Source organism: Arthrobacter sp. 92 (assembly GCF_050260325.1).
In the GTDB taxonomy this organism is placed as follows: domain Bacteria; phylum Actinomycetota; class Actinomycetes; order Actinomycetales; family Micrococcaceae; genus Arthrobacter.
The window spans coordinates 1,148,141-1,174,793 of sequence record NZ_CP189863.1; the positions used below are offsets into that span (position 1 = coordinate 1,148,141).

Consider the following 26,653-nt stretch of genomic DNA (forward strand, 5'->3'; position numbering starts at 1 on the left):
CCTATCGGTGAAGCCAGTGCGGCTGGATTAGGAAATAGCGGAGGTCGCCACCGGCGTGGTGGTGGACGGATTAATTCTCCACGGCGCGCACGGCGCAGCCGGCGACATCGGCGGGGCGCGTCCAGCCGCAGGCGACGGCGGGGCCGGCGTCGGACTTAAGTCCCTGTTTCCGGCGGGCGGCTCCGGCGTACTTTGAAGGCAGGTCCCAAACATGCCGGGACAGCACCCAAGGGGGCATCATGACCAGGCCCAGGCTTTCGGCATTCAGCGTTCTCGCGTTCAGCGCCCTGTTCGCGCTCTCAGGCTGTTTCGGCCCTCCTGCCCCTGCACCCTCGAGCAGTTCCGCAGCCCCGACGACGACGGCCCCGACGACGACGGCGACCGCGACGTCGTCACCGACGAGTAGCACCGCCGTGCCGACCCCTACAGCGAGCCCGTCCGCGCCAGCCAGCCCGTCGGTCTCCGCGACTCCCACGGCGACTGCCCCGCCGTCGTCCGCCCCCGCGAGCCCGCCAGCGACGCAGCAACCTACGGCCCCCGGCCTGCCGGAGCAGGTCGCACCGCTGACCATCTACTACGTGGCCATCGGCGACAACGGCATATCCGGGCCTAAAATCGGCTGCGGCGACAGCCTCGTCGCTACCACCACAGCCCCGGTCCGCTTCACGGACCAGGTGGGCCCAAGCATCGGGACCTTGCTCGCGAACAAGAGCCGCGACGTCGGCATGTCCGGGCTGGTGAACGCCCTGTACCAGTCCAACCTCACCTACGCCGGCGGCGAGCTGGACGGCGGCACCATCACGATCTGGCTCACCGGGAATTTCATGCTGGGCGGCGTGTGTGACATCCCACGCGTCAAGGCGCAGCTGGAGTACACGGCCATGGCTGCTGCCGGGGCAACGAGCGCCCAAGTGTTCGTCAACGGCCGCCCGATCGACGACGTGCTCAGCCTCAAGTAGTCCACGTCCGGGGACCCGGCGGACGCGAAGAGTAAACACACACCGTGATGGACGCTGCCCGGAAGGCAGGTGTGTTCCTTGACACACTCCATCTTTTGTCTCACTATTAGACGAAAGGTGTCGCAGAGGCGCGCGCCTGATTGGAGTAGTCAATGATCGACAACTTTTCACCTCCCCTCCGCAGCCGCCCGTCACGGCGCAGCGTGCTGATGGCGGGCCTGGGAACAGCACTTTCCCTCCCTTTCCTCTCCGCGTGTGCAGGCTTTGACACCAGCGGCGCCACCGCCGGCGAAGGCACCGTGGGCTTCCTGTCCACCCAGTTCACCCCGGTTGAGGAGAAGCAGCGCTACGAGGCCGTCCTGAAGAAATTCGTGAAGGTCCCGGTGGCGTACAACTCTGTGGACCCCGGGGTGTTTGCCTCCACAGTCAAGTCCCAGGCCGACGCCGGAAACGTGCGCACCGCCCTGCTCGGCGGACTCCACGGCGAACTCGCGCCCCTTGCCGGTTCCCTCGAGGACGTGGACCACCTTGTCACCGACCTGGCCGACCGCGGCTTCACCAAAGACATCCTGGACCTCGCCAAAGCCGGCGGCGGCGCCACCAAATACGTCCCCTGGATGCAGGCCACGTACATCGTCGCCATCAACAAAAAAGCCCTGGAATGGCTGCCCAGCGGGGTGGATGTCAATGACCTCACCTACGAGGGCTACCTCGCGTGGGCCAAAGCCGCCAAGAAGGGCGCCGGGCGTGCCGTCTTCGGAATGCCCGCCGGGCCCAAGGGCCTGCACCACCGCTTCTACCAGGGCTTCCTGCTTCCCAGCTTCACCGGGGGACAGATCACCACGTTCCGCAATGCCGACGCCGTCACCGCCTGGAACTACATGAAGGACCTCTGGGACAACATGGCCCCGGCGTCCACCAACTACAACGCCATGCAGGAACCGCTGGCCAGCGGCGAGGTGCTGGTGGCTTGGGACCACGTGGCCCGGCTCGTGGCCGCACCGGCCACCAAACCCGAGGACTGGCTGATGGTCCCCGCGCCGCGCGGACCCAAGGGCCGCGGCTACATGCTGATCGTCGCCGGCCTGGCGCTCCCGAAGGGCGGGAAGGAACGTGTCCGGGCCGAGCAGGCCATCCGGGCCCTCACCGAACCGCAGGTCCAGGTGGAAACCCTGCGGAGCAACGCGTTTTTCCCCGTAGTGCAAACAGAGCTCCCCACAGACCTGTCCGGCGCCATCGCGCTCGAGGCCGCCGCGGTCAAGCGCCAGCAGCGCTCCGCCGGGGCGCTCCTGGCCCTGCCGCCCGTGGGCCTCGGAGCCAAGGAAGGCGAGGTCTCGCAGATCTTCAAGAACTGCTTCCAGGAAATCTGCCTGGACGGCTCGGCCGTGCAGCCCGTCCTGGACCGCCAGGCAACCCAGCTGAACACCATCATGAAGGCCCTGAACGTGCCGTGCTGGGCTCCTGATCCCGTATCAACCGGCTCGAAATGCGAGGTAGCGTAATGACGATCGATTCTCCGCCGGTCACGCAGGCGGTCCGGGTGGTTCCCCGGCGGCGCCGGATGTCCCCGGCCCTCTGGCTGATCGCGCCGTCCATCGTGTTTATGGCCCTCCTGCTCGGATGGCCCGTCATCCAGGGCGTCCTGCAGGCGTTCCAGGACGGCGGGGGATTCACCCTGGAGTTCGTCAACCGCATGGTCCAGGACCCCTACTTCTGGCCGGCCGTGCGCAACACCGGCCTGCTGATCCTCGTGATGATCCCGCTGCAGTTCGGCTTCGCCATCGGCATGGCCCTGCTTCTGCGCTCCAGCCCGCGGCTGCATAAAGTCCACTTCTTTGTCTGGGCCATACCCCTGGCCCTGAGCGACCTCGCCGCGGGCCTTGTATGGCTGTCCATCTTCAACGACCGCGGCTACCTCAACTCGTTCCTCAGCGGCCTGGGCATCCACGGCATCTCCTGGCTGGCCTATGACAACCAGACCACCATGTTCATCTGCGTCCTGGTCGCCGAAGTCTGGAGGTCGACGTCGCTGGTACTGGTCATCGTCGTCGCCGGCCTTCAGGGCGTCCCCAAGGACTACGACGAGGCGGCGCAGGTGTTCGGCGCCGGATTCTGGCAGCGGCTGCGCCACGTCACCCTCCCGCTGCTGAAACCCAGCCTCCAGGTGGCGCTGATCCTCCGAACGATTCTGGCCTTCCAGACCTTCGCCGTGGCCCAGGCGCTGACCGGGCAGAATTTCCCCCTCGTCGTCGGCGAAACCTACCGCTGGTACACCGGCCTGCAGAACCCCAATGTGGCCGCAGCCCTGGCACTCGTCATCCTGGTGGCGTCCATGCTGACCTCGATTTTCTACCTGCGCGCACTCCGCGAGAAAGGGCAGGGAAGCACACGATGAGCACCGCCACAGTAGACACCGCACCCCTCCAACGGCAGAAGCGCAACAGGATCTATCTCCAGATCGTCTGCGTCGCCATCTCGTTGTTCATGCTGGCACCGATCTACCTGATCTCGCTGGCGGCCCTCTCCACGAGGGAATCCCTGAACCAGTTCCCGCTCAGCCTGCTGCCCACCAACATCTCCTTTGAGACGCTCGGCGGGTTCCTTTCCTCAACCGGCATCTTCGGTGCCCTGGGCAACTCGCTGATCGTCGGCGTCGGGACGCTGCTGCTTTCCGCCCTGATCGGCGTCCCGGGCGGCTACGCCCTCGCCCGGTTCGCCTTCCCCGGCAAGGATCCCTACCAGCTGTTCCTGCTGTTCACCCGGGCCCTGCCCATCGTGGTGCTCTCGGTTCCGTTGGCCCGGCTCTTCCTCACCGCCGGCATCTATGACACAACGTACGGCGTGATCCTGCTGCACACCTCACTGGCGCTGCCCACCACCATCCTCATCTCGGCCAGCGTGTTCCTCAACGTCCCCGTGGATCTGGAGGAGGCGGCCCGGATCTTCGGCTGCACCCCGTTCGGAGCGTTCATCCGGGTGGTCATGCCCATGGCGCTTCCCGGCCTGGCAGCGGCGTCCATCTTCACGTTCGTGATGTCCTGGAACGAGGTCCTGGGCGCCTCCATCCTGACCCTGGACCACCGCACCCTCCCGGCACAGGTGCTGACCTCGCTGTCGGACTCCCCGCTGGCCTACCGCTTCGCGGGCGGCTTCGCCATGGTCATCCCGTCGATCGTCTTCATTGCCCTGATGCGGAGATATCTGACCAACATGTGGGGCTCAACCATTCGCTGAGCCCTGCCCCCCAAACTTCCCCGAACCATCTGCAAGAAGGAACCGACCATGGCCGACATCGCCATCTCACACCTTGTAAAGACCTATCCCGGAGGCAAGGAGCGCGCCACCGACGACGTGTCCCTGAACATCAGCGACGGCGACTTCACCGTCCTGCTGGGGCCGTCCGGCTGCGGCAAGACCACCCTGCTGAGGATGCTGGCCGGGTTGGAATTCCCGGACTCCGGCTCCATCTCGGTGGGCGGCCGCGACGTCACCTACCTGCCGCCGAACAAACGCAACATGTCTATGGTCTTCCAGTCCTACGCCGTGTTCCCGCACCGGAACGTCCGGTACAACATCGGATTCGGGCTCCTGATGGCGAAAAAGGCGCCCGAGGAGATCGCGCGGAAGGTCGCGTGGGCCGCGGACCTGCTCCAGCTCACCCCGTACCTGGACCGGCTCCCCGCCCAACTCTCCGGCGGTCAGCGCCAGCGCGTGGCAGTGGCGCGCGCCATCGTGATGGACGCCGACGTGCTCCTGATGGATGAGCCCCTCTCCAACCTGGACGCGCTGCTGCGCCTGACCTTCCGCTCTGAACTGAAGAAGATCGTCCAGGACCTCGGGACCACCACCGTGTACGTCACGCACGACCAAAGCGAGGCACTGTCCCTGGGCGACCAGGTGGCAGTGATGCGCAAGGGCAGCATCGCCCAGCTGGGGAACCCCCTGGACGTGTATGACGCCCCGGCGGACCGGTTTGTGGGCGGCTTTATCGGCTCGCCGCCCATGAACTTCATCAACGCCGCTGTATCGGGCGACGGCGACACCCTCGTTTTGGGGGAACAGCGGCTCCGCGCGCCCTCGATCCTGAGGTCCTTCGCCAACAACGACGTTGTGCTGGGCGTCCGGGCGGAGAACGTTTCCGTGGACACCACCCGGTCCTCGGGCGACATTCCTGCCACGGTCCTGGTGGTGGAACCCATGGGCTCCACCGTGCTGCTCACCGTGGACGTCGACGGCCAGAGCATCAAGGTGCAGGCCCCGCCGACGTTCCGGACCGAGCCGCACGAAACGATCTGGCTCACCTTTTCACCGCACACCATGCGCTTCTACGACGGCGCAACGTCAATGGCACTGGAGGCCAAATGAACACCGCTCCCCACGTCAGCATCGAAGACCTCCAGAAGGCGGCCGAGGACGTCCTGAGGCTCAACGACCTGGGCACCATGACCACCGCGGCGCCCAACCTTTACCCGCACATGTGGAGCTGGGACGCGGCGTTCGTGGCCATCGGACTGGCGCGGGTGAGTGTTCCGCGGGCCATCACGGAGCTCCGCACCCTGCTGGCCGCCCAGTGGTCCACCGGAATGATCCCGCACATTGTCTTCAGCGAGAACAGCACCGACTACTTTCCCGGCTTCGACCGCTGGGGCACGGAAGCCGCGCCCGCCCGCCCGGCCGGGGTCAAGAGCAGCGGAATCTGCCAGCCCCCGGTCCACGCCATTGCGCTGCGCCACATCGTGGACCGTGCGCGCGAGAACGGCGGGGCCGACCAGGAAGCGGCCGAGTCCTTCCTGGCCGGTTCGTTCGACGGCTGGCTGGCCTGGCACCGGTGGCTGGCCTCTGTCCGGGACCCGGACAACGTTGGACTGATCGAGATCCACCACGGCTGGGAGTCCGGCTTCGATAACTCCCCGCGGTGGGACGGCCCCTACGCCCGGGTCCAGCCCGGAGCCGTGCCCGCCTTCACCCGCCGGGACACCCTGCACGTGGCCGATGCCAGCGAGCGGCCCGACGACGCCGAGTACACCAAGTACCTGTGGCTGGTCCAGCAGATGGCCTCCGTGGGCTACGACGACAAAGCCATCCAGGAGATTGTGGACTTCCGCGTACGGGACGTGTTCTTCTCGGCGATTATGGCCGCGTCCAGCGATGTCCTGGCCGGGCTGGCCGAGGAAATCGGACGCAGCGCCGACGCCGAGGAACTGCGCGCTTACGCCCGCCGCTTCCGCGACGGCGTGGCCGCCACCATCGACCCCGGCACTGGGCTGGCCCGGGACTACGACGTCCTGGCACAGGAATGGATTTCCACCGACACGGTCTCCGGCTTTGCCCCGCTGGTGGCCGGCGGCGATGACAAGGTGCTGCGGGCCCAGCGGAACATCCTGGTGGGCCCGGACTGGATGGGGTACCCCGGGCTGCGGTTCCCCCTGCCGCCGTCGACGTCCCCGTCCAGCCCGGCGTTCCGCCCCCGGACCTACTGGCGCGGGCCGGTGTGGCCCTTCCTGAACCTCCTGCTCGGCTGGGCCAGCCACCGGGACGGACAGAACGAGCTGTACGAAACGCTCAGGTCCGCCTCGCTCCGTCAGCTCGCGGACCTGCAGTTCGGCGAATACTACGAACCCTTCACGGGCGAGCCGCTGGGAAGCCTGAACCAGGCCTGGACCGCCGCGGCCGCCCTGGAATGGATCGGCGGCGGGGCCGACGGCGGCCTCCGGTAGGATGACAATCCGAAACAGGGGGGTCAATGTCAGCCGAACGAGTACCGGCTAAGCTCAGCGGGGCCGCCTCCCACGGCCACCTCCTGGACCTGATCCGGTCAACCGGCGGAATGTCCCGCCAGCAGCTCCTGGCCAGCACGGGCATGTCCCGCGCCACCCTGTACGAGCGGCTGGAGACGCTGATGCGGCGCAAGCTCATCTACGAGGCCGAATCCCTGGAAGCCACCGGCGGACGGCGTTCACGCAAGATCCGTTTCGACGACCGCGGCCGTGTTGTTCTGGCCTTCGCCCTGGGCCAGACGCACGCCACGGTGGCCGTCACGGACATCGCCGGGCGGGAACTGCGCTCGCGGACGCTGCAGTCCCGCATCGACGCACCCTCCGCCGCCGTCCTCGAGCCGTTGATCCGGCTCGGGGCGGAGCTTCTCGCGGAGGGCGCGGATGCAGCGGGGGCCGCGGGGGGCGCGGGGGGCGCGGATACCGCGGAGGAAAGCCTGGTGGGCGTCGGGCTCAGCCTGCCAGCCCCGGTGGAGGCCGGAACGGGCCACGTGGTCCACCCGACCACGATTCCCGAATGGGAGCCGGACGCTGTGGTGGCCGCCATTTCACGGGCCTGGCAGGTGCCGCTGATTGTGGAAAACGATGCCCGCGCCGGCGCCCTCGGCGAATGCACCGCCGACGACGAGACGATCGTCTACGTGAAGGTCGCCACCGGCGTGGGCTGCGGCGTGGTGGTGGACGGATCAATCCTCCACGGCGCCCACGGCGCGGCCGGAGACATCGGCCACATCCTGGTCGCCTCCGAGGGCCCGGTCTGCCGGTGCGGACGCCGCGGGTGCCTGGCCACCTTCAGTTCCGGATCTGCCATCATCGGCCAGCTCGATGGCCAGGGAGCCATGACCATGGACGACGTCGTCCTTGCCGCCCGGCAAGGGGACCCGACGGTTGAGGCCGCGCTTCGGTCCGCGGCCGACGTCCTGGGCGGTGCCCTCGCCGCGACCGTCACAACGGTGAATCCGAACAGGCTGGTTCTTGGGGGAGTGATCGGCACGATTCCGGTGTTCGCGGAACAGGTGCGGGCCAGGGTTCTCCGGGACGTGGTGGACCGCATCGCCGATGGCCTCGAGGTCCTTGCCGGCGCGGAGGGCGATCACGCCGCCATTGACGGGCTCACCCGCCTGGTGGTCCGGAAGGTCTTCGCCCCGGAGAGCATCGACGCCTCAATCGTGGACTACGCCCTTAACTGACTGTCCTGACGGCGCTACGCGTCCTGGCGGCGCTGCGCCTCCGACGGGCGCTGCGAAGAGCGGGTCCGTGCCGACTGCCCCTATCTAGCCGGTGGAGGTTGAAGCAAGATAACCACATGAAAAAAATCGTCATGGCTAGTTTCGCGGCGCTAATGATGGCCTCTGGCGCCATTACTTTCGCGCTCCCCAGCAAGGCGGCGGCCCAGTCGTCACCCATCCTGGGGCAAATCATCGTCAAATTCCGAGACCCGGGCGCAGCAGCCGGCGTACTCCGCCAGCATGGCCTCAGCGAAGGCCCCAGTATCGGCAGCACTGAGGCTCAACTCATCAAAGTCCCGTCCGGCAAAGAACTTCAACTCATCGAAGCCTTGGGCCGGAACCCGGCAGTTGAGTACGCCGAGCCGGACGAGCTCGTTACTGCCAATACCGATGACGAGTTCTTCCCCCGCCAGTACGCTCTGCAAAACACCGGCCAATCATTCACCAACACCGCCGGCACCTTAGCCGTGGCCGGGGGCACAGCAGACGCTGATGTGGACGCCGTCGAAGCGTGGACCGTCACAACCGGTGGCGGCACCAAAGTTGCCGTTCTCGATTCAGGGGTGGCAACCGACAACCCCGACATCGCTCCAAAGGTTGTTGCACGCGCGAACTTCAGTGATGCGGCAACCAATGAGGACAACTACGGCCACGGCACGCACGTCGCCGGTATTGTTGCGGCCACCGCCAACAACACGATAGGTGTCGCCGGTGTGTGCCCGGGGTGCACCATCCTGGCCGGCAAAGTTCTCAACGACACCGGGTCCGGGTCTACCTCAGCCATAGCCAACGGCATCAACTGGGCCGTCAACAATGGTGCCAAGGTGATCAACATGAGCCTCGGACAGCGCACCTCGTCACGCACCCTGGAGACCGCCGTCAACAACGCATGGAACCAAGGCGCAGTGATAGTTGCCGCAGCGGGCAACACAGGCAGCCAGTCCCAGATCTACCCGGCCGCATATCCCAACGTTATTGCGGTCGCCGCAACCGACAACACCGATGCCAAAGCATCCTTTTCGACCTACGGAGCCAGGTGGGTGGATGTCGCCGCGCCCGGGGTCAACGTCTACTCGACCTTCCCGAACCACCCGTTCTACCTCGCGACCGAGAACGGCCGCTCTCAGGGCTATGACGTCGGCAACGGGACCTCAATGGCCTCACCCATCGTCGCGGCCGCCGCCGCGCTGGCCTGGAGCTCGCATCCTGGCGCCACGCAAACAACAGTCCGCGCGAATGTTGAATCGACCGCGGACAAAATTGCCGGCACCGGCACCTACTGGGCGTACGGCCGGGTGAACGCTGACAAAGCCGTCCGGTAGGTGGCGGACCTTAGGTTGCGGCCGTCAAGGGCTTCACGACGGCGTCACGGACGCCGTCGTGAAGCCCTTCCGCGCGTTGCTTAACGCCGCGAAGGACGCCGACTTCCATGTAGTGGTGCAATGGGTCGGCGATGAGAAGGTCGATGCCGCGGGCCAGCAGCATTGCCCCGGGCACATGGTGAAGGGCGAACGCGATGGCCTTGGTCAGCGCCGGAGCATTTGCTGCGGCGCCCTGGGCCGCGGCACTGATGTATCCCATCCCCCGGTATCGGATGATGAGGCGGCTGCGGTTCCCCGGGAGGGGACGCAGCACGAACGCCTCTCCCGCCACAAGGTGCCGGTTGGGGTAGGCCGCAATCCCGGCCACCAGGGATACTCCCAAAACCAACAACCTCGTGCGGTTTACCATTCCGCTCACCTGCCTGCAGTGAAGCCAGTCGCCATACCGACACCCTCCACCCGATCCCGCGGCCCGAGAAGTGCCGAAAGCCCCCGCCACAGGACATGCGGGCATGCAGGTGCCCGTGCATGGTCACAGGCACGCGGCCTGGTTCCGTGGTGACGGAGGGAAGCCTTTTACGTGGGTGGCCAGGCCCGTGGTCAACCCGGTCCCAAAACCCGTGTACAGTAGAGATCGTTGTTGTGTTTGTATTTGGTAGTTCAGGCAGTACGCGCGGTCGAAAGTCCGCGTTCTTCTGAAGTAGCGGTTTTGAACACCCCACACCGGAGGACCCGAAAGTCGGGACTTTTCCTCCACCTTCACGAAGGACAAAAATAATGGCTACTGGTACCGTCAAATGGTTTAACGCTGAAAAGGGCTTCGGCTTCATTTCCCCCGATGACTCCTCACAGGACGTTTTCGCACACTACTCTGCGATCGCTTCCTCCGGTTTCCGCTCACTCGAAGAGAACCAGAAGGTCTCCTTCGAAACCGAGCAGGGCCCCAAGGGTCCCCAGGCCGTAAACATCCAGGCTCTCTAAGACTTAGCTTTCAGCTAACTCTTCTGAGTCCGGAACCTTACAGGTTTCGAGCAGGGTCCGTCTTTGGCGGGCCCTGCTTTTGTTTAACCCGGATGTGCTGATTCAAGCCGCTCTCAGCCGGCGTCGCGGTAGTCGAAAAACAGCGTGGCCGGAATAGGCCCCTGCAACATCTCGGCCGTCAGCCCGTGCACGTTTACCAGATGCTCCCGGAACCAGACGTCGTAGGGGTCCTCCGACGTCGCGAGCGTTTGGAAGGCCTTTGCCAGATCCTCGGCCTCATGGAACAGGGAGACGAAATCCCCCTCCGGGGTCTGCACGAGGCTGGCGACCTCGCGGGTGACGCCCATGCGCTTCCTCGAGCGTGCATGTTCCTCCCGGCGCGGGCCGTTCATCTCCGCGTCGAGCGCCTTCCACTCGTCCAGTTTTCCGGGCAGGATCGGCGCAAACCAGGTGATGCATTCCATGACAGATTTCCTTCCACGCAGCAGTGGGCACGGTGGTAATCCCATCGGTACAGGAGCATGCTAGTCCCGCGGACGGCGGCGGGACAGGGCTTCCGGAAACGGCCCGGACCCGGCGACGCGCTGGCTGGCACCTGGCGACGCGCAAATGACCTGCCGCGCCCGGAATTTCGCCCGCGACAGGTCATTCGCGCGTCGAGGGGCGGATTGCGCAGTGTGGTGTGGTCCCGGCACCGGCCCAAGCCAGCCCTCATCCGCTGTGGCGCCGGGCCAGGAATGCCGCCAGCGCGGGGTTGTCGATCTCCTTCGCCAGCCACGGCACAGCCTGCGCCGCGGCCTCGTCGCCCAGGACCGCCCGATGGGACTGTGCACGCACCACGAACTCCCGCATTCCGCTGCGGCTGGCCAGCTCACCCAGCCGTTCCACGAATTCGGACGCCCGCGGCGACTCCATGGCGATGGCCACCTCCGCGGCCGTGTCCAGCAGCCGGGCCGAATACCAGAGGTACCACGGCCTGGGTTCCAGCCCTCGCTTGATCCAGTGCTCCGCGGCAGCCAGATCCCCGTGCGCCAGGAACAGCCGGGCCTCCGCGCCCGCAGCCAGGGCCATGTAGCAGTGGTCGCCGGCGAGTTCGGCCATCACCCAGGATCGGTCAATCAGTTCCGCTGCTTCCTCCAGCTTTCCGGCGGCCAGATAGGTCTCGCCCCGGAGCCCGGCCACAAACGGCTCGAACGCCGTCCAGTGTTCCGCGGCGATCCAGCCCAGCGCACGGTCCAGGCAGGCGGCCGCCTGCTCCAGCTCCCCGCGGAGCAGATGCACCCGGCCGAGCAGGGCCTCGCAGAACGCCTGTTGCCGGCGGTTCCGGACTGCCTTGGCGAGCCGCCCGGACTCGGTCAGCGCAGTCACCGCATCCCCGTACCGCGCGGTGTCAGAGGCCAGCATTCCCTGGATGCCCAGAATCCGGGATTGTTCGTCGGGGAATCCCTGAGCCGCCAGCATCGCCCGGTCAAGCCAGCCGGCCGCGCGGTCGGGGACACCGCGCTGGACGGAAAGGTAGCCCAACTCCCGGTACGCCGCCGCGGCCGTCCGGGAGGCGCCGTCGGGCCCCTCCGCCTGCAGCGCACGGTGCAGGAAGTCCGCCACCTCGGCGCCCCGGCCGCCCGCCTGATGGATCAGCGCCCCAGACAGCGTCACGAGGGACTCGGCGAGCAGATGATCGTCACCGGTGCGCTGTGCCAGTACGACGGCGAGCCGCAGCTGATCGAGCCCCCGGTCCACGGCGCCTGCCGACAGTGAGGCGGCCCCGGCGTCGAGATAGGACCGCACCGTCGCCACGGTGGCCGGCACTTCGGGACCCGACTCCGGAGCGGCGGCGGACAGGGCCTGGCGGACCTCCGCGGGCAGCGGCAGGCCGAGCTCCTGCCGGTAGAGGTCTCCGCATTTGGTGACGTGCTCCCGGGCCCGGCGGTGCTCACCGAGAGCCACCAGCGCCTTGACCAGGACGGCGTTGCAGTCCGCATGGAAGGGGTCCCGCTTCAGCGCCAAGGCCGCCAGCTCCGCCGCCTGGCCGGGAGCGCCCGAGGCCAGGGCAGCCAGTGCGGCCTCATAGAGCAGGGACTGAACGAGGTTCTCCAGCCGGTAGCGCTGGTCCGCCAGCCAGGAATCAAATACCGGGCAATCGGCGAAGACCAGCCCTTCCAGCAGCTGGCCGTTGAGGCCAAGGGGGTCAAAGCCGGGCCTGCCTCCGTCCGGGCCCGCCAGTTCCACGGCGTCGCAGTGCCACGACGGGTGGAAGCTCAGCTGCAGCGGATCGCCGGCGATCGTCACGCCGTCGAGCGTCCGCCGCAGTTCCGAGAGGTTCCAGCGCAGGGCGCCGAGGGGGTCCACCGCATCCGGAAACAGCAGCGACGCCGTGCGGGAGCGGCCCGTGCCGTCCGCCTGCAGCGCGAGGTAGGCCAGCACGGCCCACGCTTTGCGGCCCCTGGGCTGCTGGGGAGCGGCACCAGGGGATTCGATCCGGGGCGGACCGAGGAGCCGGATCCACGTCTCGGCCATACGAGTCATGTTACGCCCGGGGGTTGGCGGCGTCTGTGCCCCTTCACACGCTGGCTCACACGCCTGCCGGAGACACTGAAATCACCCAATCCGCACACACTCACCCGAGGTGCAACACCATGGAACTGCTCATCATCCTGCCGGGACTCTGGGTTCTCGCCGCCACCGTCCGCTCGGTCCTGAGCGACGGCCGGGGCCACACGCCGCACGTGCATTCCCACGCTCCGTGGAACGCGGGCGACCTTCCCAGCTCGCCGTATTCGTCGCTCTAAACCGGGGTTCCCGGGCGGGGCCGAAGGCAGGCCTGGTCCGGCGCCAGTCCGGGATCCGCTGTCGGGGTTCCGCCGGCTGTTCCCGGCGGGCAGCTGCCGGGAGTAGGGTCGGAATATGTCCATGTGCCGTCCGGGCGGTGCCGGGGGTGAAGGCGCGGAAACCGTGTCCACCCCGCCCGATCCGCTGCTCTACCCCTGGGATCCGCCCCAAACGTCCGGGGTCATGGTGGGCAGTGACTTCCTGCCACTGCAGTTGACGGCCGGCCGGGAGCTGGGCGAGTCGCCCCTGCTCGCAAGCGTGGACATGTCCTCCTTTCGCTGCCTGGATGAGGCCCTCGCGGAAGCCAACGTGGCGCCGCTGGACTCCCGATCCGCCGTCGTCTCCATCGGTTCGAATTCCAGTCCCAACGTTCTGAGGAGGAAGTTCGCGCAGTACCCCCAGCCGGTCAGCGGAGTCCTGCCGCTGATCCGCGGCGAGCTGCACCATGTTGCCGTCGGCCACTCGGCGCACGTCAGCCAGGGCGGCTACATTGCGGCCACTCCTTACCCCGAGAAGGGGGAGTGCACCACAGTGTGGGTGTCGTGGCTGGACGAGCGCCAACTGATGGCACTGGACGAAACGGAGCCCAACTACCGGCGGATCCAGCTCGACGGCGGCGCCTGCCCTCTCGTATTGGCCAACGGTGAGCGTCCCGTGGCTTTGTCGCTGTACGAATCGCGCTGGGGCGTACTGACCGACGGCGACGGCGGCGCGCTGCCCTTCATGGACCAGCCGGCCCTTTTTCGGGTCCTCGCCGGCGGCGGTGCCGGCGAGTTTGTGGGCTCCGTCTTCGAGGGACCTCCTGAGCTTGTTGCGGGGCAACTCGGAACTTCCGCCGTTCAGGCCTGGGCCAGGGACTGGTTCCCGGCGGCCGGGTTGGTGGCACAGGTGTGCTTCGACTCGGTCCCCGAGCCTGGCTAGCCCAGTGTGCGCCGTTCACCCACGAGGACTGCCTCTTCGAGCCCGACGTACCCGCGGCGACGTCCCTCCAGTCTCCGTTGCTGGCCTGGCGTCGGGAGGCTGGCACCCTTTGCCCGGTTGCACGTGGCGCAGGCGGCGACGAAATTCTGGAGTGAGGTGGAGCCTCCCCGGGACCAGGGGTAGAAATGGTCGCCATGCTCCGCGGGGCGCGAACACCGACGCCGGAACGGAACTTCCATTTCGCATTGCCCTTGGGCACGCGCCATGCCTTCCAGGCGCTGCTGGCGGGTGAAGCGGCGGACGGGGTCCCGGCGTCGCAGCTCCCTGCCGCGCATGATGCCCGCGATAATCATCAGGACGACCAGTACTGCGCCCGGGGCGGCGATGGCTGCGAGCACACCGCCAAAGACCTGCTCCAACACAGCGATGACTGACGTGGCGTGCCGTCCGGCGGCCGGTTTCGAAACGTTGGGCATGAGCGCAAAGAAGGCCGCGGCCAGCAGCCAGATCATGGCGCAGAAGCCCGCGACCCTGACCGCCTGGCGCGTCCAATAGATGCGCTTCAGTTCCAGCATTGTTTCCCCCAATGTCGACGCCGGACTCCAGTGAAGCGGTCCACGCAAGGTACTCAGTCTGCAGATCGTACCGGACAGGAGGCCGCCGACCCGTCAGCTCCGCGCCTCCATGGCGGGCACGGCGCCTGACGGAATTGCCTCCTGGGCTTATGGAAAGACGATACTGCGGGCGCGGCCGATTCGACAGGGCCTGCCACCGCGGCGTTCACGCCCCCGCCACCATCGGTTCACCCGCGCAGTCAACGATGAATGACATGACTGCTTTCACTCGCCGAAACGTCCTCAAAGGTGCCCTGGCCGCCGCCGGTGCCGCCGCCGTCGTGCCCGCAACCGCCCACGCTGCTGCGCGCTCAACCAGCCCGGCCGGCGTCGCGCTGGTCCGCAACCGCCTGACCCTCCCGTCCGGCATCGCCACCGGCGATGTCACCGCCGATTCCGGCGTCCTGTGGTCCCGCGCGTCGGGCCCGGGCCGGTTGGTGGCCAGCCTGCTGGCGGTCGACGACGACGGGTCCCCGCTCCGGAGCGGCCGCGCCTTCCAGCGGGTGCTGCGGGGAAGTGTCGCCACCGAGTCAACGGACTTCACCTCCAGGATCAACGCCGAGCACCTTCCGGCTGGGACCCGGTTCGCGCTCACCATGCACTTCGAGGACGCGGACGGCAACGCCGGCGAAACCGCCCAGGGCTCCTTCAGCACCGCGCCTGGTACCGGTCTGCTCAGCAGCGGCCGCGAGCCCCGGAAACAGAGCTTCGTCTGGACCGGCGACACCGCCGGCCAGGGCTGGGGCATCAACGAGGAGATCGGCGGGATGCGCGGCTACGGAGCCATGCACGCCACCCGTCCGGATTTCTTTATCCATTCCGGCGACACCATCTATGCCGACGGCCCTATCACCGCCCAGGTTACCGAGCCGGACGGGCAGATCTGGCGCAACCTGGTCACCGAGGAGGTGTCCAAGGTGGCCGAGACCCTCAACGAGTTCCGCGGGCGGCACCGCTACAACATGATGGATAAGAACATCCGTGCCCTCTACGCCGAGGTCCCGGTGATCGCGCAGTGGGACGACCACGAAACACACAACAACTGGTATCCCGGGCAGATCCTCACAGACGCACGCTACACCGAGCGCCGCGTGGATATCCTCGCCGCCCGCGGCCGCCAGGCCTGGCAGGAATACCAGCCCATCTCCGACCTGGGCACCCGGATCGGCGACGGCAGCACCGGCTTCGAGCCCGCCCGCATCTACCGCAAGATCTCCCGCGGCCCGCAGCTGGATATCTTCTGCCTGGACATGCGCAGCTTCAAGGACCCCAACACGGACGGCAAGGAAACGCACCTCACCCACATCCTCGGCCAGGAACAGGCGGACTGGCTCATCAAGGAAGTGAGCCAGTCCAAGGCCACGTGGAAGGTGATCGCCAACGATCTCCCGCTCGGGCTGGTGGTGCCGGACGGTCCCGTGAACGAGGAATCCCTGTCCAACCGCGACGACGGCGCCCCCTTGGGCAAGGAACTCGAACTCGCAGGGGTCCTCTCCGCGTTCAAGCGCAACCGGGTTAAAAACGTGGTCTGGCTGACGGCGGACGTCCACTACTGCGCCGCCCACCACTACTCTCCTGAACGCGCCGCCTTCCAGGACTTCGACCCCTTCTGGGAATTCGTGGCCGGCCCCATCAACGCCGGCAGCTTCGGGCCAAACAAGCTCGACGGCACGTTCGGCCCGGAAGTGGCGTTCTTCAAGGCCGGCGCCTACGCCAACCAGTCCCCGCGCACGGGAGAGAGCCAGTTCTTCGGCCACGTGGACCTGGACCAGGACGACGTCTTCACCGTCAGCCTCCGCGACGCCAACGGCACCGTGGTCTGGAGCAAGGCGCTGCAGCCGGCGCGGTGAGGCGCAACAGCGGTCAGTCCGCGATGTCCACGGAGCGCCGCCCGGCGTCGCTGAGCCGGGCGGCGTCCAAAACTTCGAGGGTGTGGACAGCCTCGGCACCGGGGACCGGCTGGGGTCCGTTGCCGGCAACGGCCGAGGCGAACTGCTCGTAATAGGCGTGATAGGGGCCCTGTTCAGACGGGACGCGGACCTGGCCCGCCGCCGTCGTAAGCGTTCCCCAGCGGCTCTCTTCCTCGTACCCCTATCCGGCGGGATCGTCCGAAGGGCGCCGGCCGGCGATGGCCGCAACAGCCTGCACGTAGTCATGTGCGAGACGTAGCTGCCGTTGGTGCCGAGCAGCCGCAGCTCCCGCTCGACGAGACGGTTTCCCTTGGTGGCCGACACGTGGGACTTCACTCCGCTCCGGTGGGCGATGGTCACGAAGAGGCCGGAGTCGGTGCGGCCGGCGTCCAGGTCCACCCAGTCGTGTGAGGCGTGGACGCTGGCCGCCGGGCCGAAGAGCCATAGTGCCTGGTCCACCAGGTGGCTGCCGAGGTCCCGAAGGAGCCCGCCTGCCGGCGCGGCTTCGAGGGTATCCGGCTGGTCGAGATCGAAGCGGGACTCAAAGCGTGCAACCTGCCCCACTGCGCGGAGGCCAGCACCGCCCGGAGCGTGCGGATGTCCGTGTCCCAGCGGCGGTTGTGGAAGACATTGAGAATGACCCCGGCGTCCGCGGCGGCGTGGTGATCACCACCGCATCCACGCCGGCGGCAAGCAGCTCCGTGAGGGAATCGTAGAGCGGCACCTCCGGGTACTCCTCCGCGGCCTGAGCGCGACGGACGGGGGAGCGGGTCACGATGCCCGCGAGTTCCACCCCATCCGCGGCCATGATGAACGGAGCGTGAAAGATCCGGCCGCCGAAGCCGAATCCAACGAGTCCAAGTTTCACAAGATCTCCTTCGTCCCTGTCGGGCGTTCCCGGGCGGTTAGCTTGTCCTTATGTAGAACAAAGTTCGGAGATCTGGGAGGTCTTGGCTGCTGGTTTCGGCCCCCGGGCGGACAAATGTGCGGGACACTGGAAGCCCCCACAAGAAAGCGGAACACCTTGATTAATCTCCAGCAGGATGCCGACGGCTACATCCGGATGAACCGGCACTTCCCGGACGGCGTCCTGATCTCGCTCACGTTTGCCGATGGCACAACGGAGGAACTGTCCGGCCGCCGCCTCAACCGCGCGTACGACGAGGCCCTGGCCGAATACCGCGCCCAGAACCGCCTGGACGCTAAAGGCTTCTCGCGGTCTCCCACGAAGAAGACGAGCCCTGGGAACAAGATCGACTTCGTGCCCGTCCATCCCGGCATGGGCGACTGACGCCCTGAACTGATTCCGGCGCCCGTTCCGCCGGGGAAGTGACGCCAGCGACGCCGGGTGGCAGCGTTAGCCAGCCACCCGGCGTCGTGCTGCCTTTTAAGGGGTGGGGCTGCCGCCGTTGACGTTCAGCGTTTCGCCCACCACGTAGCTGGACTCGGCCGATGCTAAGAACACATACGCGGGCGCAAGTTCCGCCGGCTGTCCGGCCCTGCCCAGGGGAGTGCTCTTGCCGAACTTGGGCAATGCTTCCTTCGGCTGGCCGCTGCTGACCTGCAGCGGAGTCCAGATGGGCCCGGGAGCCACGGCGTTGACGCGGATTCCCTTGGGCGCCAACTGCTGTGCGAGGCCCTTGGTGAAGTTGTTGATGCTCGCCTTGGTGGTGGCGTAGTCCAGCAACGTGGGCGACGGGTTGTACGCCTGGATGGACGTGGTGTTGATGATGGTGGACCCCGCCGGCAGATGCGGTACCGCCGCCTTGGTCAGCCAGAACATGGCGTAGACGTTGGTCTTCAGCGTGTGGTCGAACTGCTCGTCGGTGATCTGCCCGATGTCCTCCTGCGCCACCTGCTTGCCCGCGTTGTTCACCAGGATGTCCAGGCCGCCAAGTTCACGAACCGCAGTATCCACCAGATCCCGGCACATTGCCGCGTCCTTAAGGTCGCCCGGCGCCTTGACCGCTTTGCGGCCGGCCTTCTCGATCAGGTTGGCAATCCGCGCTGCGTCCTCTTCCTCCTCGGGCAGGTAGGAAAGGACGACGTCGGCCCCCTCACGTGCGAAGGCAATGGCCGTGGCAGCCCCAATGCCGGAGTCCGCGCCGGTGACGATGGCTTTGCGGCCCTCGAGCCGGCCGGTGCCGCGGTACGTGTCCTCGCCGAGGTCGGCCTTGGGCGTCAGCTTCGCATCCAGACCGGGCTCGGGCTGATGCTGCTTGGGCGGCTCGATGTGCTCATACGCGGTCACGGGATTTTTGAACGTGTACTGGTCGGTCATGCTGCTCCTCCGAAGGTTTGCTCTGAACTCAACACTTGGTGCTTCCACGGCATGCTAAGCATGCTTACCATCCAGCCTAGCGAGCATGGCAGGAGGGCCGCAATGGACGACGCCTCCAACCCAACCCCGCCTCCCGCCCCCCTCCCACCCCAACTAGCTCGCAATAGATGTCGTTATGGGGCGCCATGACGACATCTATTGCGAGCTACATGGGAAGGGGAGGGGAGAGAGGGGGAGAGGGCGGGGTGCGGGCTGCGGCAGGGGGACGGCGGGCTGCGGGGAGGGGTGTTCGGTTCGATTTGCGCGGGGTGCTGGGAGTGTGTAAAGTAATTCGAGTCGCCGCCGCTGAAGCGGAAAGATAGCGACCGACCCCCTTGCTGAACAGCCTGAAAAACGGCGCACTTTGTGTGTGCCGAAACCGGGTGGGGGCCCTCTTGTTGAGTTGGGAATCGACGGAAACGCCGGTTTGCAAAGGCTGGATGAGTCGGGTAAGTTTGGGAAGTTGCTCCGGAGCGATCCGCGACCGTGTGGTTGTGGTGGTGCCGGGTGTGTCTGTTGTTTGAGAACTCAATAGTGTGCCAAGTTTGTTGATACCAATTTATTTATATGGATTGGTTGAATTGACTGGATCCGCCACCCCGTGGTGTGGTCTGGTTTTTACAGCTGGTTTCAAATTTTGCAGCCGTTTTCTCCCGTTTTCCCGGGGGTTGGTGGTTGTGTTCGTTTTTGTTTTACTTCAACGGAGAGTTTGATCCTGGCTCAGGATGAACGCTGGCGGCGTGCTTAACACATGCAAGTCGAACGATGAACCTCACTTGTGGGGGGATTAGTGGCGAACGGGTGAGTAACACGTGAGTAACCTGCCCTTAACTCTGGGATAAGCCTGGGAAACTGGGTCTAATACCGGATATGACTCCTCATCGCATGGTGGGGGGTGGAAAGCTTTTTGTGGTTTTGGATGGACTCGCGGCCTATCAGCTTGTTGGTGAGGTAATGGCTCACCAAGGCGACGACGGGTAGCCGGCCTGAGAGGGTGACCGGCCACACTGGGACTGAGACACGGCCCAGACTCCTACGGGAGGCAGCAGTGGGGAATATTGCACAATGGGCGAAAGCCTGATGCAGCGACGCCGCGTGAGGGATGACGGCCTTCGGGTTGTAAACCTCTTTCAGTAGGGAAGAAGCGAAAGTGACGGTACCTGCAGAAGAAGCGCCGGCTAACTACGTGCCAGCAGCCGCGGTAATACGTAGGGCGCAAGCGTTATCCGGAATTATTGGGCGTAAAGAGCTCGTAGGCGGTTTGTCGCGTCTGCCGTGAAAGTCCGGGGCTCAACTCCGGATCTGCGGTGGGTACGGGCAGACTAGAGTGATGTAGGGGAGACTGGAATTCCTGGTGTAGCGGTGAAATGCGCAGATATCAGGAGGAACACCGATGGCGAAGGCAGGTCTCTGGGCATTAACTGACGCTGAGGAGCGAAAGCATGGGGAGCGAACAGGATTAGATACCCTGGTAGTCCATGCCGTAAACGTTGGGCACTAGGTGTGGGGGACATTCCACGTTTTCCGCGCCGTAGCTAACGCATTAAGTGCCCCGCCTGGGGAGTACGGCCGCAAGGCTAAAACTCAAAGGAATTGACGGGGGCCCGCACAAGCGGCGGAGCATGCGGATTAATTCGATGCAACGCGAAGAACCTTACCAAGGCTTGACATGGGCCGGACCGGGCTGGAAACAGTCCTTCCCCTTTGGGGCCGGTTCACAGGTGGTGCATGGTTGTCGTCAGCTCGTGTCGTGAGATGTTGGGTTAAGTCCCGCAACGAGCGCAACCCTCGTTCTATGTTGCCAGCGCGTGATGGCGGGGACTCATAGGAGACTGCCGGGGTCAACTCGGAGGAAGGTGGGGACGACGTCAAATCATCATGCCCCTTATGTCTTGGGCTTCACGCATGCTACAATGGCCGGTACAAAGGGTTGCGATACTGTGAGGTGGAGCTAATCCCAAAAAGCCGGTCTCAGTTCGGATTGGGGTCTGCAACTCGACCCCATGAAGTCGGAGTCGCTAGTAATCGCAGATCAGCAACGCTGCGGTGAATACGTTCCCGGGCCTTGTACACACCGCCCGTCAAGTCACGAAAGTTGGTAACACCCGAAGCCGGTGGCCTAACCCCTTGTGGGAGGGAGCTGTCGAAGGTGGGACTGGCGATTGGGACTAAGTCGTAACAAGGTAGCCGTACCGGAAGGTGCGGCTGGATCACCTCCTTTCTAAGGAGCGCCTACAGTCACCTTGCCCCGTGTATGCGGGTGTGGAGGGGTTGTCAGGAGTAGGCCCGTTGCGCAGACGCTAGTTCTGCGGCGGGTGCTCACGGGTGGAATATCAACGAATAGCGGCCGCCGGTTTTTTCCCGGCACCCAGTACGGATACACGCCCTTTGGGGCGGTGGTCCTGGAACGGTGCGGGGGGTTGCGGGTGGTTTAGTGTTTGGCACACTGTTGGGTCCTGAGGCAACAGGGCCGGGGTTTTGGCTCCGGGACTTGTGTGTTTCTGGTTTCCTGGCTGCACCGATCATGCGCGTTTGTGTGTGTGGGGTGTGTGGTACGGGGTTGTTGTTTGAGAACTACATAGTGGACGCGAGCATCTTTTATAAGAAGCAATTTCCAAGATATATGAACCTGGATCTGTTGCGTCATCCTTCGGGGTGGGGTGATGGTTTCTGTGGTTCTCTCGAAAGAATAGCGTTTTATTGATCTTTTGTGGTCAAGTTTTTAAGAGCACACGGTGGATGCCTTGGCATTAGGAGCCGAAGAAGGACGTAGGAATCTGCGATAAGCCTGGGGGAGTCGATAACCGGACTGTGATCCCAGGGTCTCCGAATGGGGAAACCCCGCCAGGGGCGCGAGCTGCCTGGTGACCCGCATCTGAACACATAGGGTGCGTGGAGGGAACGCGGGGAAGTGAAACATCTCAGTACCCGCAGGAAGAGAAAACAATAGTGATTCCGTCAGTAGTGGCGAGCGAACGCGGATCAGGCTAAACCGTTCCATGTGTGATAGCCGGCGGGCGTTGCATGGTCGGGGTTGTGGGACTTTCCATACCAGCTCTGCCGGGCTGGTGAGGTGTGATGTGCGGGCATAGGTGAACGGTCTTGAAAGGCCGGCCAGAGAGGGTGTGAGCCCCGTAACCGAAATGTTTGGCACCGCCTGGAGAGTATCCCAAGTAGCACGGGGCCCGAGAAATCCCGTGTGAATCTGTCAGGACCACCTGATAAGCCTAAATACTCCCTAATGACCGATAGCGGACCAGTACCGTGAGGGAAAGGTGAAAAGTACCCCGGGAGGGGAGTGAAACAGTACCTGAAACCGTGTGCTTACAATCCGTCGGAGCCAGTCTGATTCTGGTGACGGCGTGCCTTTTGAAGAATGAGCCTGCGAGTTAGTGTTACGTCGCGAGGTTAACCCGTGTGGGGAAGCCGTAGCGAAAGCGAGTCTGAACAGGGCGTTGCAGTGGCGTGATCTAGACCCGAAGCGAAGTGATCTACCCATGGCCAGGTTGAAGCGACGGTAAGACGTCGTGGAGGACCGAACCCACTTCAGTTGAAAATGGAGGGGATGAGCTGTGGGTAGGGGTGAAAGGCCAATCAAACTTCGTGATAGCTGGTTCTCCCCGAAATGCATTTAGGTGCAGCGTTGCGTGTTTCTTACCGGAGGTAGAGCTACTGGATGGCTAATGGGCCCTACAAGGTTACTGACGTCAGCCAAACTCCGAATGCCGGTAAGTGAGAGCGCAGCAGTGAGACTGTGGGGGATAAGCTTCATAGTCGAGAGGGAAACAGCCCAGACCACCAACTAAGGCCCCTAAGCGTGTGCTAAGTGGGAAAGGATGTGGAGTTGCGAAGACAACCAGGAGGTTGGCTTAGAAGCAGCCATCCTTAAAAGAGTGCGTAATAGCTCACTGGTCAAGTGATTCCGCGCCGACAATGTAGCGGGGCTCAAGTACACCGCCGAAGTTGTGGCATTCAGATTTTTGCTAAGCCCTTGTGGTTCAGGCGTCTGGATGGGTAGGGGAGCGTCGTGTGGGCAGTGAAGTCGCGGTGTAAACCAGCGGTGGAGCCTACACGAGTGAGAATGCAGGCATGAGTAGCGAAAGACGGGTGAGAAACCCGTCCGCCGAATGATCAAGGGTTCCAGGGTCAAGCTAATCTGCCCTGGGTAAGTCGGGACCTAAGGCGAGGCCGACAGGCGTAGTCGATGGACAACGGGTTGATATTCCCGTACCGGCGAAAAACCGCCCATGCTGAACAGGGGATACTAACCGCCCGGAGCCTGCCCTATCACCCTTTGGGGTGTGTGGGTTTTGGCCGAGCGCGGGACCTGATCCTGGGAGGTAAGCGTATTAACAGGTGTGACGCAGGAAGGTAGCCGGGCCGGGCGATGGTTGCCCCGGTCCAAGGATGTAGGGCGAACGGTAGGCAAATCCGCCGTTCATGATGCCTGAGATCTGATGGGACTCCCTCACGGGGGGATTCGGTGATCCTATGCTGCCTAGAAAAGCATCGACGCGAGGTTTTAGCCGCCCGTACCCCAAACCGACACAGGTGATCAGGTAGAGAATACTAAGGCGATCGAGAGAATTATGGTTAAGGAACTCGGCAAAATGCCCCCGTAACTTCGGGAGAAGGGGGGCCCCTATCGTGATGGACATTCACTGTCCGGAGCGTGGCGGGGCCGCAGAGACCAGGGGGAAGCGACTGTTTACTAAAAACACAGGTCCGTGCGAAGTCGCAAGACGATGTATACGGACTGACTCCTGCCCGGTGCTGGAAGGTTAAGAGGACCGGTTAGCCGCAAGGCGAAGCTGAGAATTTAAGCCCCAGTAAACGGCGGTGGTAACTATAACCATCCTAAGGTAGCGAAATTCCTTGTCGGGTAAGTTCCGACCTGCACGAATGGAGTAACGACTTCCCCGCTGTCTCAACCATAAACTCGGCGAAATTGCAGTACGAGTAAAGATGCTCGTTACGCGCAGCAGGACGGAAAGACCCCGAGACCTTTACTATAGTTTGGTATTGGTGTTCGGAGTGGCTTGTGTAGGATAGGTGGGAGACGTTGAAGCCCGGACGCCAGTTCGGGTGGAGTCATCGTTGAAATACCACTCTGGTCACTTTGGACATCTAACTTCGGCCCGTAATCCGGGTCAGGGACAGTGCCTGATGGGTAGTTTAACTGGGGCGGTTGCCTCCTAAAAAGTAACGGAGGCGCCCAAAGGTTCCCTCAGCCTGGTTGGCAATCAGGTGTCGAGTGTAAGTGCACAAGGGAGCTTGACTGTGAGAGAGACATCTCGAGCAGGGACGAAAGTCGGGACTAGTGATCCGGCGGTACATTGTGGAATGGCCGTCGCTCAACGGATAAAAGGTACCTCGGGGATAACAGGCTGATCTTGCCCAAGAGTCCATATCGACGGCATGGTTTGGCACCTCGATGTCGGCTCGTCGCATCCTGGGGCTGGAGTAGGTCCCAAGGGTTGGGCTGTTCGCCCATTAAAGCGGTACGCGAGCTGGGTTTAGAACGTCGTGAGACAGTTCGGTCCCTATCCGCTGCGCGCGCAGGAAATTTGAGAAGGGCTGTCCTTAGTACGAGAGGACCGGGACGGACGAACCTCTGGTGTGTCAGTTGTACTGCCAAGTGCACCGCTGATTAGCTACGTTCGGATGGGATAACCGCTGAAAGCATCTAAGCGGGAAGCTCGCTTCGAGATGAGATTTCCATACACCTTGTGTGTGAGAGGCCCCCAGCCAGACCACTGGGTTGATAGGCCGGATGTGGAAGCGAGGACTAACGACTCGTGAAGCTGACCGGTACTAATAGGCCGATAACTTACACCACACACCACCCCGCAAACGAACTTCAAAAGCGTTTGCACCCATGGGGTGGTACAAAGAAACAAGACTGCTTGCGTCCACTATGTGGTTCCCAACCAACAAACCCGCACCCGCGGCACGTTGCCTGGCGAACCAACAACTGAATAACAACACCACACCTGCCCGCACCGGGCAGGAACACATGTTGTAACCACAAGATTTCCCACCCCCTAGAACGGGGTGCGGAGCAAGGGTTACGGCGGTCATAGCGTGGGGGAAACGCCCGGTCCCATTCCGAACCCGGAAGCTAAGACCCACAGCGCCGATGGTACTGCACCCGGGAGGGTGTGGGAGAGTAGGTCACCGCCGGACATAAATTAGGTCGAGAGCCTCCAACCCGTGTTGGAGGCTCTCCCGCATTTAACGGCCCTTTCCGTCTTCGGTCCGCCTTGTAGGTATCAGGGCCCGCGGCCAGGGCAGACAGGACGCGGAACGCAAACCAGCCCCGCGTCGTTGTATCACCGGGTTTCATCCGCCGGATCCGACACCGGATCCGCCACCGACTTAGTTCAGGGGACATGCCATGACCGCACGCACTATCGTCATTACGGGAGCCAGCGACGGCATCGGCGCGTCCGCCGCGCGGACGCTGGCGAAGGCAGGGGAGCGGATCGTCGTCGTCGGACGGTCTGATGCGAAGACACAATCGGTGGCGGAGGAGATCAACGCGGACTTCTTCGTCAGCGACTTCGCTGATCTGTCCCAGGTGCGCACCCTGGCCGCGGAGCTAAAGGCGAAGTACCCCCGTATCGATGTCCTCGTCAACAATGCCGGCGGGATCATGGGCAACCGCGAACTCACCGTGGACGGCCACGAGAAGACCTTCCAGGTGAATCACCTGGCCCCCTTCCTGCTGACCACCGAGTTGATGGACGTGCTTGCTGCGAGCAAGGCCAGCGTCATTAACACCTCCAGCGCCGCGAACGGCTTCGGAAACCTGGAGATCGACGACCTCGACGCTGCCCGCAAGTACTCCACGAGCCGTGCCTACGGCACCGCCAAACTTGCCAACATCCTTTTCACCACGGAATTGCACCACCGCTTCCACGCAGCGGGAATCTCGACGGCGGCGTTCCACCCGGGCGGGGTGGCAACGAATTTCGCTGCCGAATCCACAAGCCCGTTCCGCTTCGTCTACAAGTCATTCCTCAAGCGGCTGATGCTCACGCCCGAGCAGGGCGCGGACACCCTCGTGTGGCTGGCCACCACCACCCCGGGGGAGGACTGGATCTCCGGCGCCTACTACGCGAAACGCGCACTGGCGAAGGCCAACAAACAGGCTTACGACGCCAGCTTGGCCCGGCAGTTGTGGGAGCGGAGCGCCGAGATGGTGGCTGGAATCGACAGGCTGGACCGCAGGTCCTAACCAGGCGGCCCTGGTGCGCTGCCTGAACGCAGTGCGTGAGCGTGCTGGTTCCCTGCACTTACTCACTGCGCACCGTTGAAAGTGCGCAGGGGCTGGGCCTAGCATGTGGGCACAGCCCCACGCCGGGGACCATCTCCGGAACCGCACGATCTGGGAGGCCCGTGTCCGGACAGCACAGAACAGGACTGGCCATGACCAAATACCTTTTCGAGGCGAACTACGTGGACGAGGGCATCAAGGGCCTCATGCGGGAAGGCGGCACCAAGCGCCGTGACGCCGTGGTCGAGGCGCTCAAATCGGTAGGCGGCTCACTCGAGTGTTTCTATTACGCCTTCGGAGACACAGATGTCCTGGGGGTCTTCGACATCCCGGACCAGGCCAGCGCCGCTGCATTGTCCCTCATGATCAACTCAACGGGCGCCGTGAACCTGATGCTGAAGCCGCTTATGACTCCAGAGGACATCGACGAGGCGGTCAAGAAGACGCCGGCCTACCGCGCCCCCGGACAGTAGCCCCGGGCAGCAGCGCCCGGCCAATGCCCCGCAGCACCCCCG

General features: G+C 64.3%; 22 protein-coding genes, 3 rRNA genes and 2 pseudogenes. 18 read left to right on the plus strand and 9 right to left on the minus strand.

Annotation, left to right across the window (positions count from 1 at the left end; genetic code table 11):
* Positions 1 to 70: 70 nt before the first annotated feature.
* Positions 71 to 571: a hypothetical protein gene (locus ACP4XC_RS05285; RefSeq protein ID WP_427173815.1), complete on the minus strand. Its 501-nt coding sequence runs from the start codon at positions 569 to 571 to the stop codon at positions 71 to 73.
* A 7-nt stretch (positions 572 to 578) separates the two neighbouring features.
* On the opposite strand from ACP4XC_RS05285, the gene ACP4XC_RS05290 reads away from it, so the two are divergent.
* From ACP4XC_RS05290 to ACP4XC_RS05325, 8 genes are all read left to right on the plus strand, one after another.
* Entirely contained in the window at positions 579 to 959 is a 381-nt protein-coding gene (locus tag ACP4XC_RS05290; RefSeq protein ID WP_427173816.1) for a hypothetical protein, read from the plus strand.
* A 152-nt stretch (positions 960 to 1,111) separates the two neighbouring features.
* Complete coding sequence (locus ACP4XC_RS05295) at positions 1,112 to 2,461, plus strand: ABC transporter substrate-binding protein (RefSeq protein WP_427173817.1); 1,350 nt, start codon at positions 1,112 to 1,114, stop codon at positions 2,459 to 2,461.
* The gene (locus ACP4XC_RS05300) at positions 2,461 to 3,354 is read left to right on the plus strand and encodes a carbohydrate ABC transporter permease (RefSeq protein ID WP_427173818.1); all 894 of its coding nucleotides are present in this window, start codon (positions 2,461 to 2,463) and stop codon (positions 3,352 to 3,354) included. The genes ACP4XC_RS05295 and ACP4XC_RS05300 overlap by 1 nt, the downstream gene beginning before the upstream one ends.
* A complete protein-coding gene (locus ACP4XC_RS05305) occupies positions 3,351 to 4,193 on the plus strand; it encodes a carbohydrate ABC transporter permease (protein ID WP_427173819.1) in 843 nt (280 codons plus the stop codon). The genes ACP4XC_RS05300 and ACP4XC_RS05305 overlap by 4 nt, the downstream gene beginning before the upstream one ends.
* A gap of 48 nt (positions 4,194 to 4,241) precedes the next feature.
* Complete coding sequence (locus ACP4XC_RS05310; protein WP_427173820.1) at positions 4,242 to 5,324, plus strand: ABC transporter ATP-binding protein; 1,083 nt, start codon at positions 4,242 to 4,244, stop codon at positions 5,322 to 5,324.
* Positions 5,321 to 6,676, plus strand: a complete 1,356-nt coding sequence (ggh, locus tag ACP4XC_RS05315; protein ID WP_427173821.1) for a glucosylglycerate hydrolase — start codon at positions 5,321 to 5,323, stop codon at positions 6,674 to 6,676. The genes ACP4XC_RS05310 and ggh overlap by 4 nt, the downstream gene beginning before the upstream one ends.
* Before the next feature lie 26 nt (positions 6,677 to 6,702).
* Positions 6,703 to 7,923, plus strand: a complete 1,221-nt coding sequence (locus tag ACP4XC_RS05320; RefSeq protein ID WP_427173822.1) for an ROK family protein — start codon at positions 6,703 to 6,705, stop codon at positions 7,921 to 7,923.
* Between the two features lie 131 nt (positions 7,924 to 8,054).
* The gene (locus ACP4XC_RS05325) at positions 8,055 to 9,284 is read left to right on the plus strand and encodes a S8 family serine peptidase (RefSeq protein ID WP_427173823.1); all 1,230 of its coding nucleotides are present in this window, start codon (positions 8,055 to 8,057) and stop codon (positions 9,282 to 9,284) included.
* Positions 9,285 to 9,294: 10 nt separating this feature from the next.
* On the opposite strand, the gene ACP4XC_RS05330 is transcribed toward ACP4XC_RS05325, so the two are convergent.
* Complete coding sequence (locus ACP4XC_RS05330; protein ID WP_427173824.1) at positions 9,295 to 9,693, minus strand: hypothetical protein; 399 nt, start codon at positions 9,691 to 9,693, stop codon at positions 9,295 to 9,297.
* Between the two features lie 368 nt (positions 9,694 to 10,061).
* On the opposite strand from ACP4XC_RS05330, the gene ACP4XC_RS05335 reads away from it, so the two are divergent.
* A complete protein-coding gene (locus tag ACP4XC_RS05335; protein WP_024365339.1) occupies positions 10,062 to 10,265 on the plus strand; it encodes a cold-shock protein in 204 nt (67 codons plus the stop codon).
* Positions 10,266 to 10,378: 113 nt separating this feature from the next.
* Here ACP4XC_RS05335 and ACP4XC_RS05340 read toward each other — a convergent pair whose 3' ends face one another.
* The gene (locus ACP4XC_RS05340; protein WP_427173825.1) at positions 10,379 to 10,729 is read right to left on the minus strand and encodes a DUF6176 family protein; all 351 of its coding nucleotides are present in this window, start codon (positions 10,727 to 10,729) and stop codon (positions 10,379 to 10,381) included.
* Positions 10,730 to 10,976: 247 nt separating this feature from the next.
* Positions 10,977 to 12,782 carry an SARP family transcriptional regulator gene (locus ACP4XC_RS05345; RefSeq protein WP_427173826.1) on the minus strand — a complete coding sequence of 602 codons (1,806 nt, stop codon included), beginning with the start codon at positions 12,780 to 12,782 and terminating at the stop codon, positions 10,977 to 10,979.
* Between the two features lie 119 nt (positions 12,783 to 12,901).
* Here ACP4XC_RS05345 and ACP4XC_RS05350 point away from each other — a divergent pair, with 119 nt between their 5' ends.
* The gene (locus tag ACP4XC_RS05350) at positions 12,902 to 13,054 is read left to right on the plus strand and encodes a hypothetical protein (protein ID WP_427173827.1); all 153 of its coding nucleotides are present in this window, start codon (positions 12,902 to 12,904) and stop codon (positions 13,052 to 13,054) included.
* 163 nt (positions 13,055 to 13,217) lie between these two features.
* Positions 13,218 to 14,015, plus strand: coding sequence for a hypothetical protein (locus ACP4XC_RS05355; RefSeq protein WP_427173828.1), 798 nt, complete (start codon positions 13,218 to 13,220; stop codon positions 14,013 to 14,015).
* Here the strand turns inward: ACP4XC_RS05355 and ACP4XC_RS05360 are convergent.
* Positions 14,012 to 14,590, minus strand: a complete 579-nt coding sequence (locus tag ACP4XC_RS05360; protein WP_427173829.1) for an HNH endonuclease — start codon at positions 14,588 to 14,590, stop codon at positions 14,012 to 14,014. The two genes, ACP4XC_RS05355 and ACP4XC_RS05360, sit on opposite strands and share 4 nt — an antisense overlap.
* A 245-nt stretch (positions 14,591 to 14,835) precedes the next feature.
* On the opposite strand from ACP4XC_RS05360, the gene ACP4XC_RS05365 reads away from it, so the two are divergent.
* On the plus strand, positions 14,836 to 16,479 hold the full coding sequence (locus tag ACP4XC_RS05365; RefSeq protein ID WP_427173830.1) for an alkaline phosphatase D family protein: 1,644 nt from the start codon (positions 14,836 to 14,838) through the stop codon (positions 16,477 to 16,479).
* A 13-nt stretch (positions 16,480 to 16,492) separates the two neighbouring features.
* On the opposite strand, the pseudogene ACP4XC_RS05370 reads toward ACP4XC_RS05365, so the two are convergent.
* From ACP4XC_RS05370 to ACP4XC_RS05380, 3 genes and pseudogenes are all read right to left on the minus strand, one after another.
* A pseudogene (locus tag ACP4XC_RS05370) lies at positions 16,493 to 16,645 on the minus strand (Gfo/Idh/MocA family oxidoreductase); the annotation flags it as partial.
* Positions 16,646 to 16,851: 206 nt separating this feature from the next.
* Positions 16,852 to 17,103: pseudogene (locus tag ACP4XC_RS05375) on the minus strand (Gfo/Idh/MocA family protein); the annotation flags it as partial.
* Positions 17,081 to 17,407 carry a Gfo/Idh/MocA family oxidoreductase gene (locus ACP4XC_RS05380; RefSeq protein WP_427173831.1) on the minus strand — a complete coding sequence of 109 codons (327 nt, stop codon included), beginning with the start codon at positions 17,405 to 17,407 and terminating at the stop codon, positions 17,081 to 17,083. The gene ACP4XC_RS05380 and the pseudogene ACP4XC_RS05375, both read right to left, overlap by 23 nt.
* Positions 17,408 to 17,563: 156 nt before the next feature.
* Between ACP4XC_RS05380 and ACP4XC_RS05385 the strand changes: the two genes are divergently transcribed.
* Entirely contained in the window at positions 17,564 to 17,830 is a 267-nt protein-coding gene (locus tag ACP4XC_RS05385; protein WP_427173832.1) for a hypothetical protein, read from the plus strand.
* Positions 17,831 to 17,926: 96 nt separating this feature from the next.
* Here ACP4XC_RS05385 and ACP4XC_RS05390 read toward each other — a convergent pair whose 3' ends face one another.
* Complete coding sequence (locus tag ACP4XC_RS05390) at positions 17,927 to 18,820, minus strand: SDR family oxidoreductase (RefSeq protein ID WP_427173833.1); 894 nt, start codon at positions 18,818 to 18,820, stop codon at positions 17,927 to 17,929.
* A 736-nt stretch (positions 18,821 to 19,556) separates the two neighbouring features.
* Between ACP4XC_RS05390 and ACP4XC_RS05395 the strand changes: the two genes are divergently transcribed.
* The 5 genes from ACP4XC_RS05395 to ACP4XC_RS05415 all read left to right on the plus strand — a co-directional run bounded on the left by ACP4XC_RS05395 (position 19,557) and on the right by ACP4XC_RS05415 (position 26,611).
* A 16S ribosomal RNA gene (locus ACP4XC_RS05395) occupies positions 19,557 to 21,080 on the plus strand.
* A 491-nt stretch (positions 21,081 to 21,571) separates the two neighbouring features.
* A 23S ribosomal RNA gene (locus ACP4XC_RS05400) occupies positions 21,572 to 24,698 on the plus strand.
* Between the two features lie 230 nt (positions 24,699 to 24,928).
* Positions 24,929 to 25,045 (plus strand): 5S ribosomal RNA (gene rrf / locus ACP4XC_RS05405).
* The 16S, 23S and 5S rRNA genes sit together here, the layout of an rRNA operon.
* Before the next feature lie 211 nt (positions 25,046 to 25,256).
* Positions 25,257 to 26,099, plus strand: coding sequence for an SDR family NAD(P)-dependent oxidoreductase (locus ACP4XC_RS05410; RefSeq protein ID WP_427173834.1), 843 nt, complete (start codon positions 25,257 to 25,259; stop codon positions 26,097 to 26,099).
* Between the two features lie 191 nt (positions 26,100 to 26,290).
* Positions 26,291 to 26,611, plus strand: coding sequence for a GYD domain-containing protein (locus ACP4XC_RS05415; protein ID WP_427173835.1), 321 nt, complete (start codon positions 26,291 to 26,293; stop codon positions 26,609 to 26,611).
* The last annotated feature ends 42 nt before the right edge of the window (positions 26,612 to 26,653 follow it).

Bases quoted from the DNA above. Each gene is read 5' to 3' on its own strand.
- ACP4XC_RS05285 (WP_427173815.1), bottom strand. From the start codon at position 571: ATGGTCAGCGGTGCGACCTGCTCCGGCAGGCCGGGGGCCGTAGGTTGC.
- ACP4XC_RS05295 (WP_427173817.1), top strand. From the start codon at position 1,112: ATGATCGACAACTTTTCACCTCCCCTCCGCAGCCGCCCGTCACGGCGC.
- ACP4XC_RS05300 (WP_427173818.1), top strand. From the start codon at position 2,461: ATGACGATCGATTCTCCGCCGGTCACGCAGGCGGTCCGGGTGGTTCCC.
- ACP4XC_RS05305 (WP_427173819.1), top strand. From the start codon at position 3,351: ATGAGCACCGCCACAGTAGACACCGCACCCCTCCAACGGCAGAAGCGC.
- ACP4XC_RS05310 (WP_427173820.1), top strand. From the start codon at position 4,242: ATGGCCGACATCGCCATCTCACACCTTGTAAAGACCTATCCCGGAGGC.
- ggh (WP_427173821.1), top strand. From the start codon at position 5,321: ATGAACACCGCTCCCCACGTCAGCATCGAAGACCTCCAGAAGGCGGCC.
- ACP4XC_RS05320 (WP_427173822.1), top strand. From the start codon at position 6,703: ATGTCAGCCGAACGAGTACCGGCTAAGCTCAGCGGGGCCGCCTCCCAC.
- ACP4XC_RS05325 (WP_427173823.1), top strand. From the start codon at position 8,055: ATGGCTAGTTTCGCGGCGCTAATGATGGCCTCTGGCGCCATTACTTTC.
- ACP4XC_RS05330 (WP_427173824.1), bottom strand. From the start codon at position 9,693: ATGGTAAACCGCACGAGGTTGTTGGTTTTGGGAGTATCCCTGGTGGCC.
- ACP4XC_RS05335 (WP_024365339.1), top strand. From the start codon at position 10,062: ATGGCTACTGGTACCGTCAAATGGTTTAACGCTGAAAAGGGCTTCGGC.
- ACP4XC_RS05340 (WP_427173825.1), bottom strand. From the start codon at position 10,729: ATGGAATGCATCACCTGGTTTGCGCCGATCCTGCCCGGAAAACTGGAC.
- ACP4XC_RS05345 (WP_427173826.1), bottom strand. From the start codon at position 12,782: ATGGCCGAGACGTGGATCCGGCTCCTCGGTCCGCCCCGGATCGAATCC.
- ACP4XC_RS05350 (WP_427173827.1), top strand. From the start codon at position 12,902: ATGGAACTGCTCATCATCCTGCCGGGACTCTGGGTTCTCGCCGCCACC.
- ACP4XC_RS05360 (WP_427173829.1), bottom strand. From the start codon at position 14,590: ATGCTGGAACTGAAGCGCATCTATTGGACGCGCCAGGCGGTCAGGGTC.
- ACP4XC_RS05365 (WP_427173830.1), top strand. From the start codon at position 14,836: ATGAATGACATGACTGCTTTCACTCGCCGAAACGTCCTCAAAGGTGCC.
- ACP4XC_RS05390 (WP_427173833.1), bottom strand. From the start codon at position 18,820: ATGACCGACCAGTACACGTTCAAAAATCCCGTGACCGCGTATGAGCAC.
- ACP4XC_RS05410 (WP_427173834.1), top strand. From the start codon at position 25,257: ATGACCGCACGCACTATCGTCATTACGGGAGCCAGCGACGGCATCGGC.
- ACP4XC_RS05415 (WP_427173835.1), top strand. From the start codon at position 26,291: ATGACCAAATACCTTTTCGAGGCGAACTACGTGGACGAGGGCATCAAG.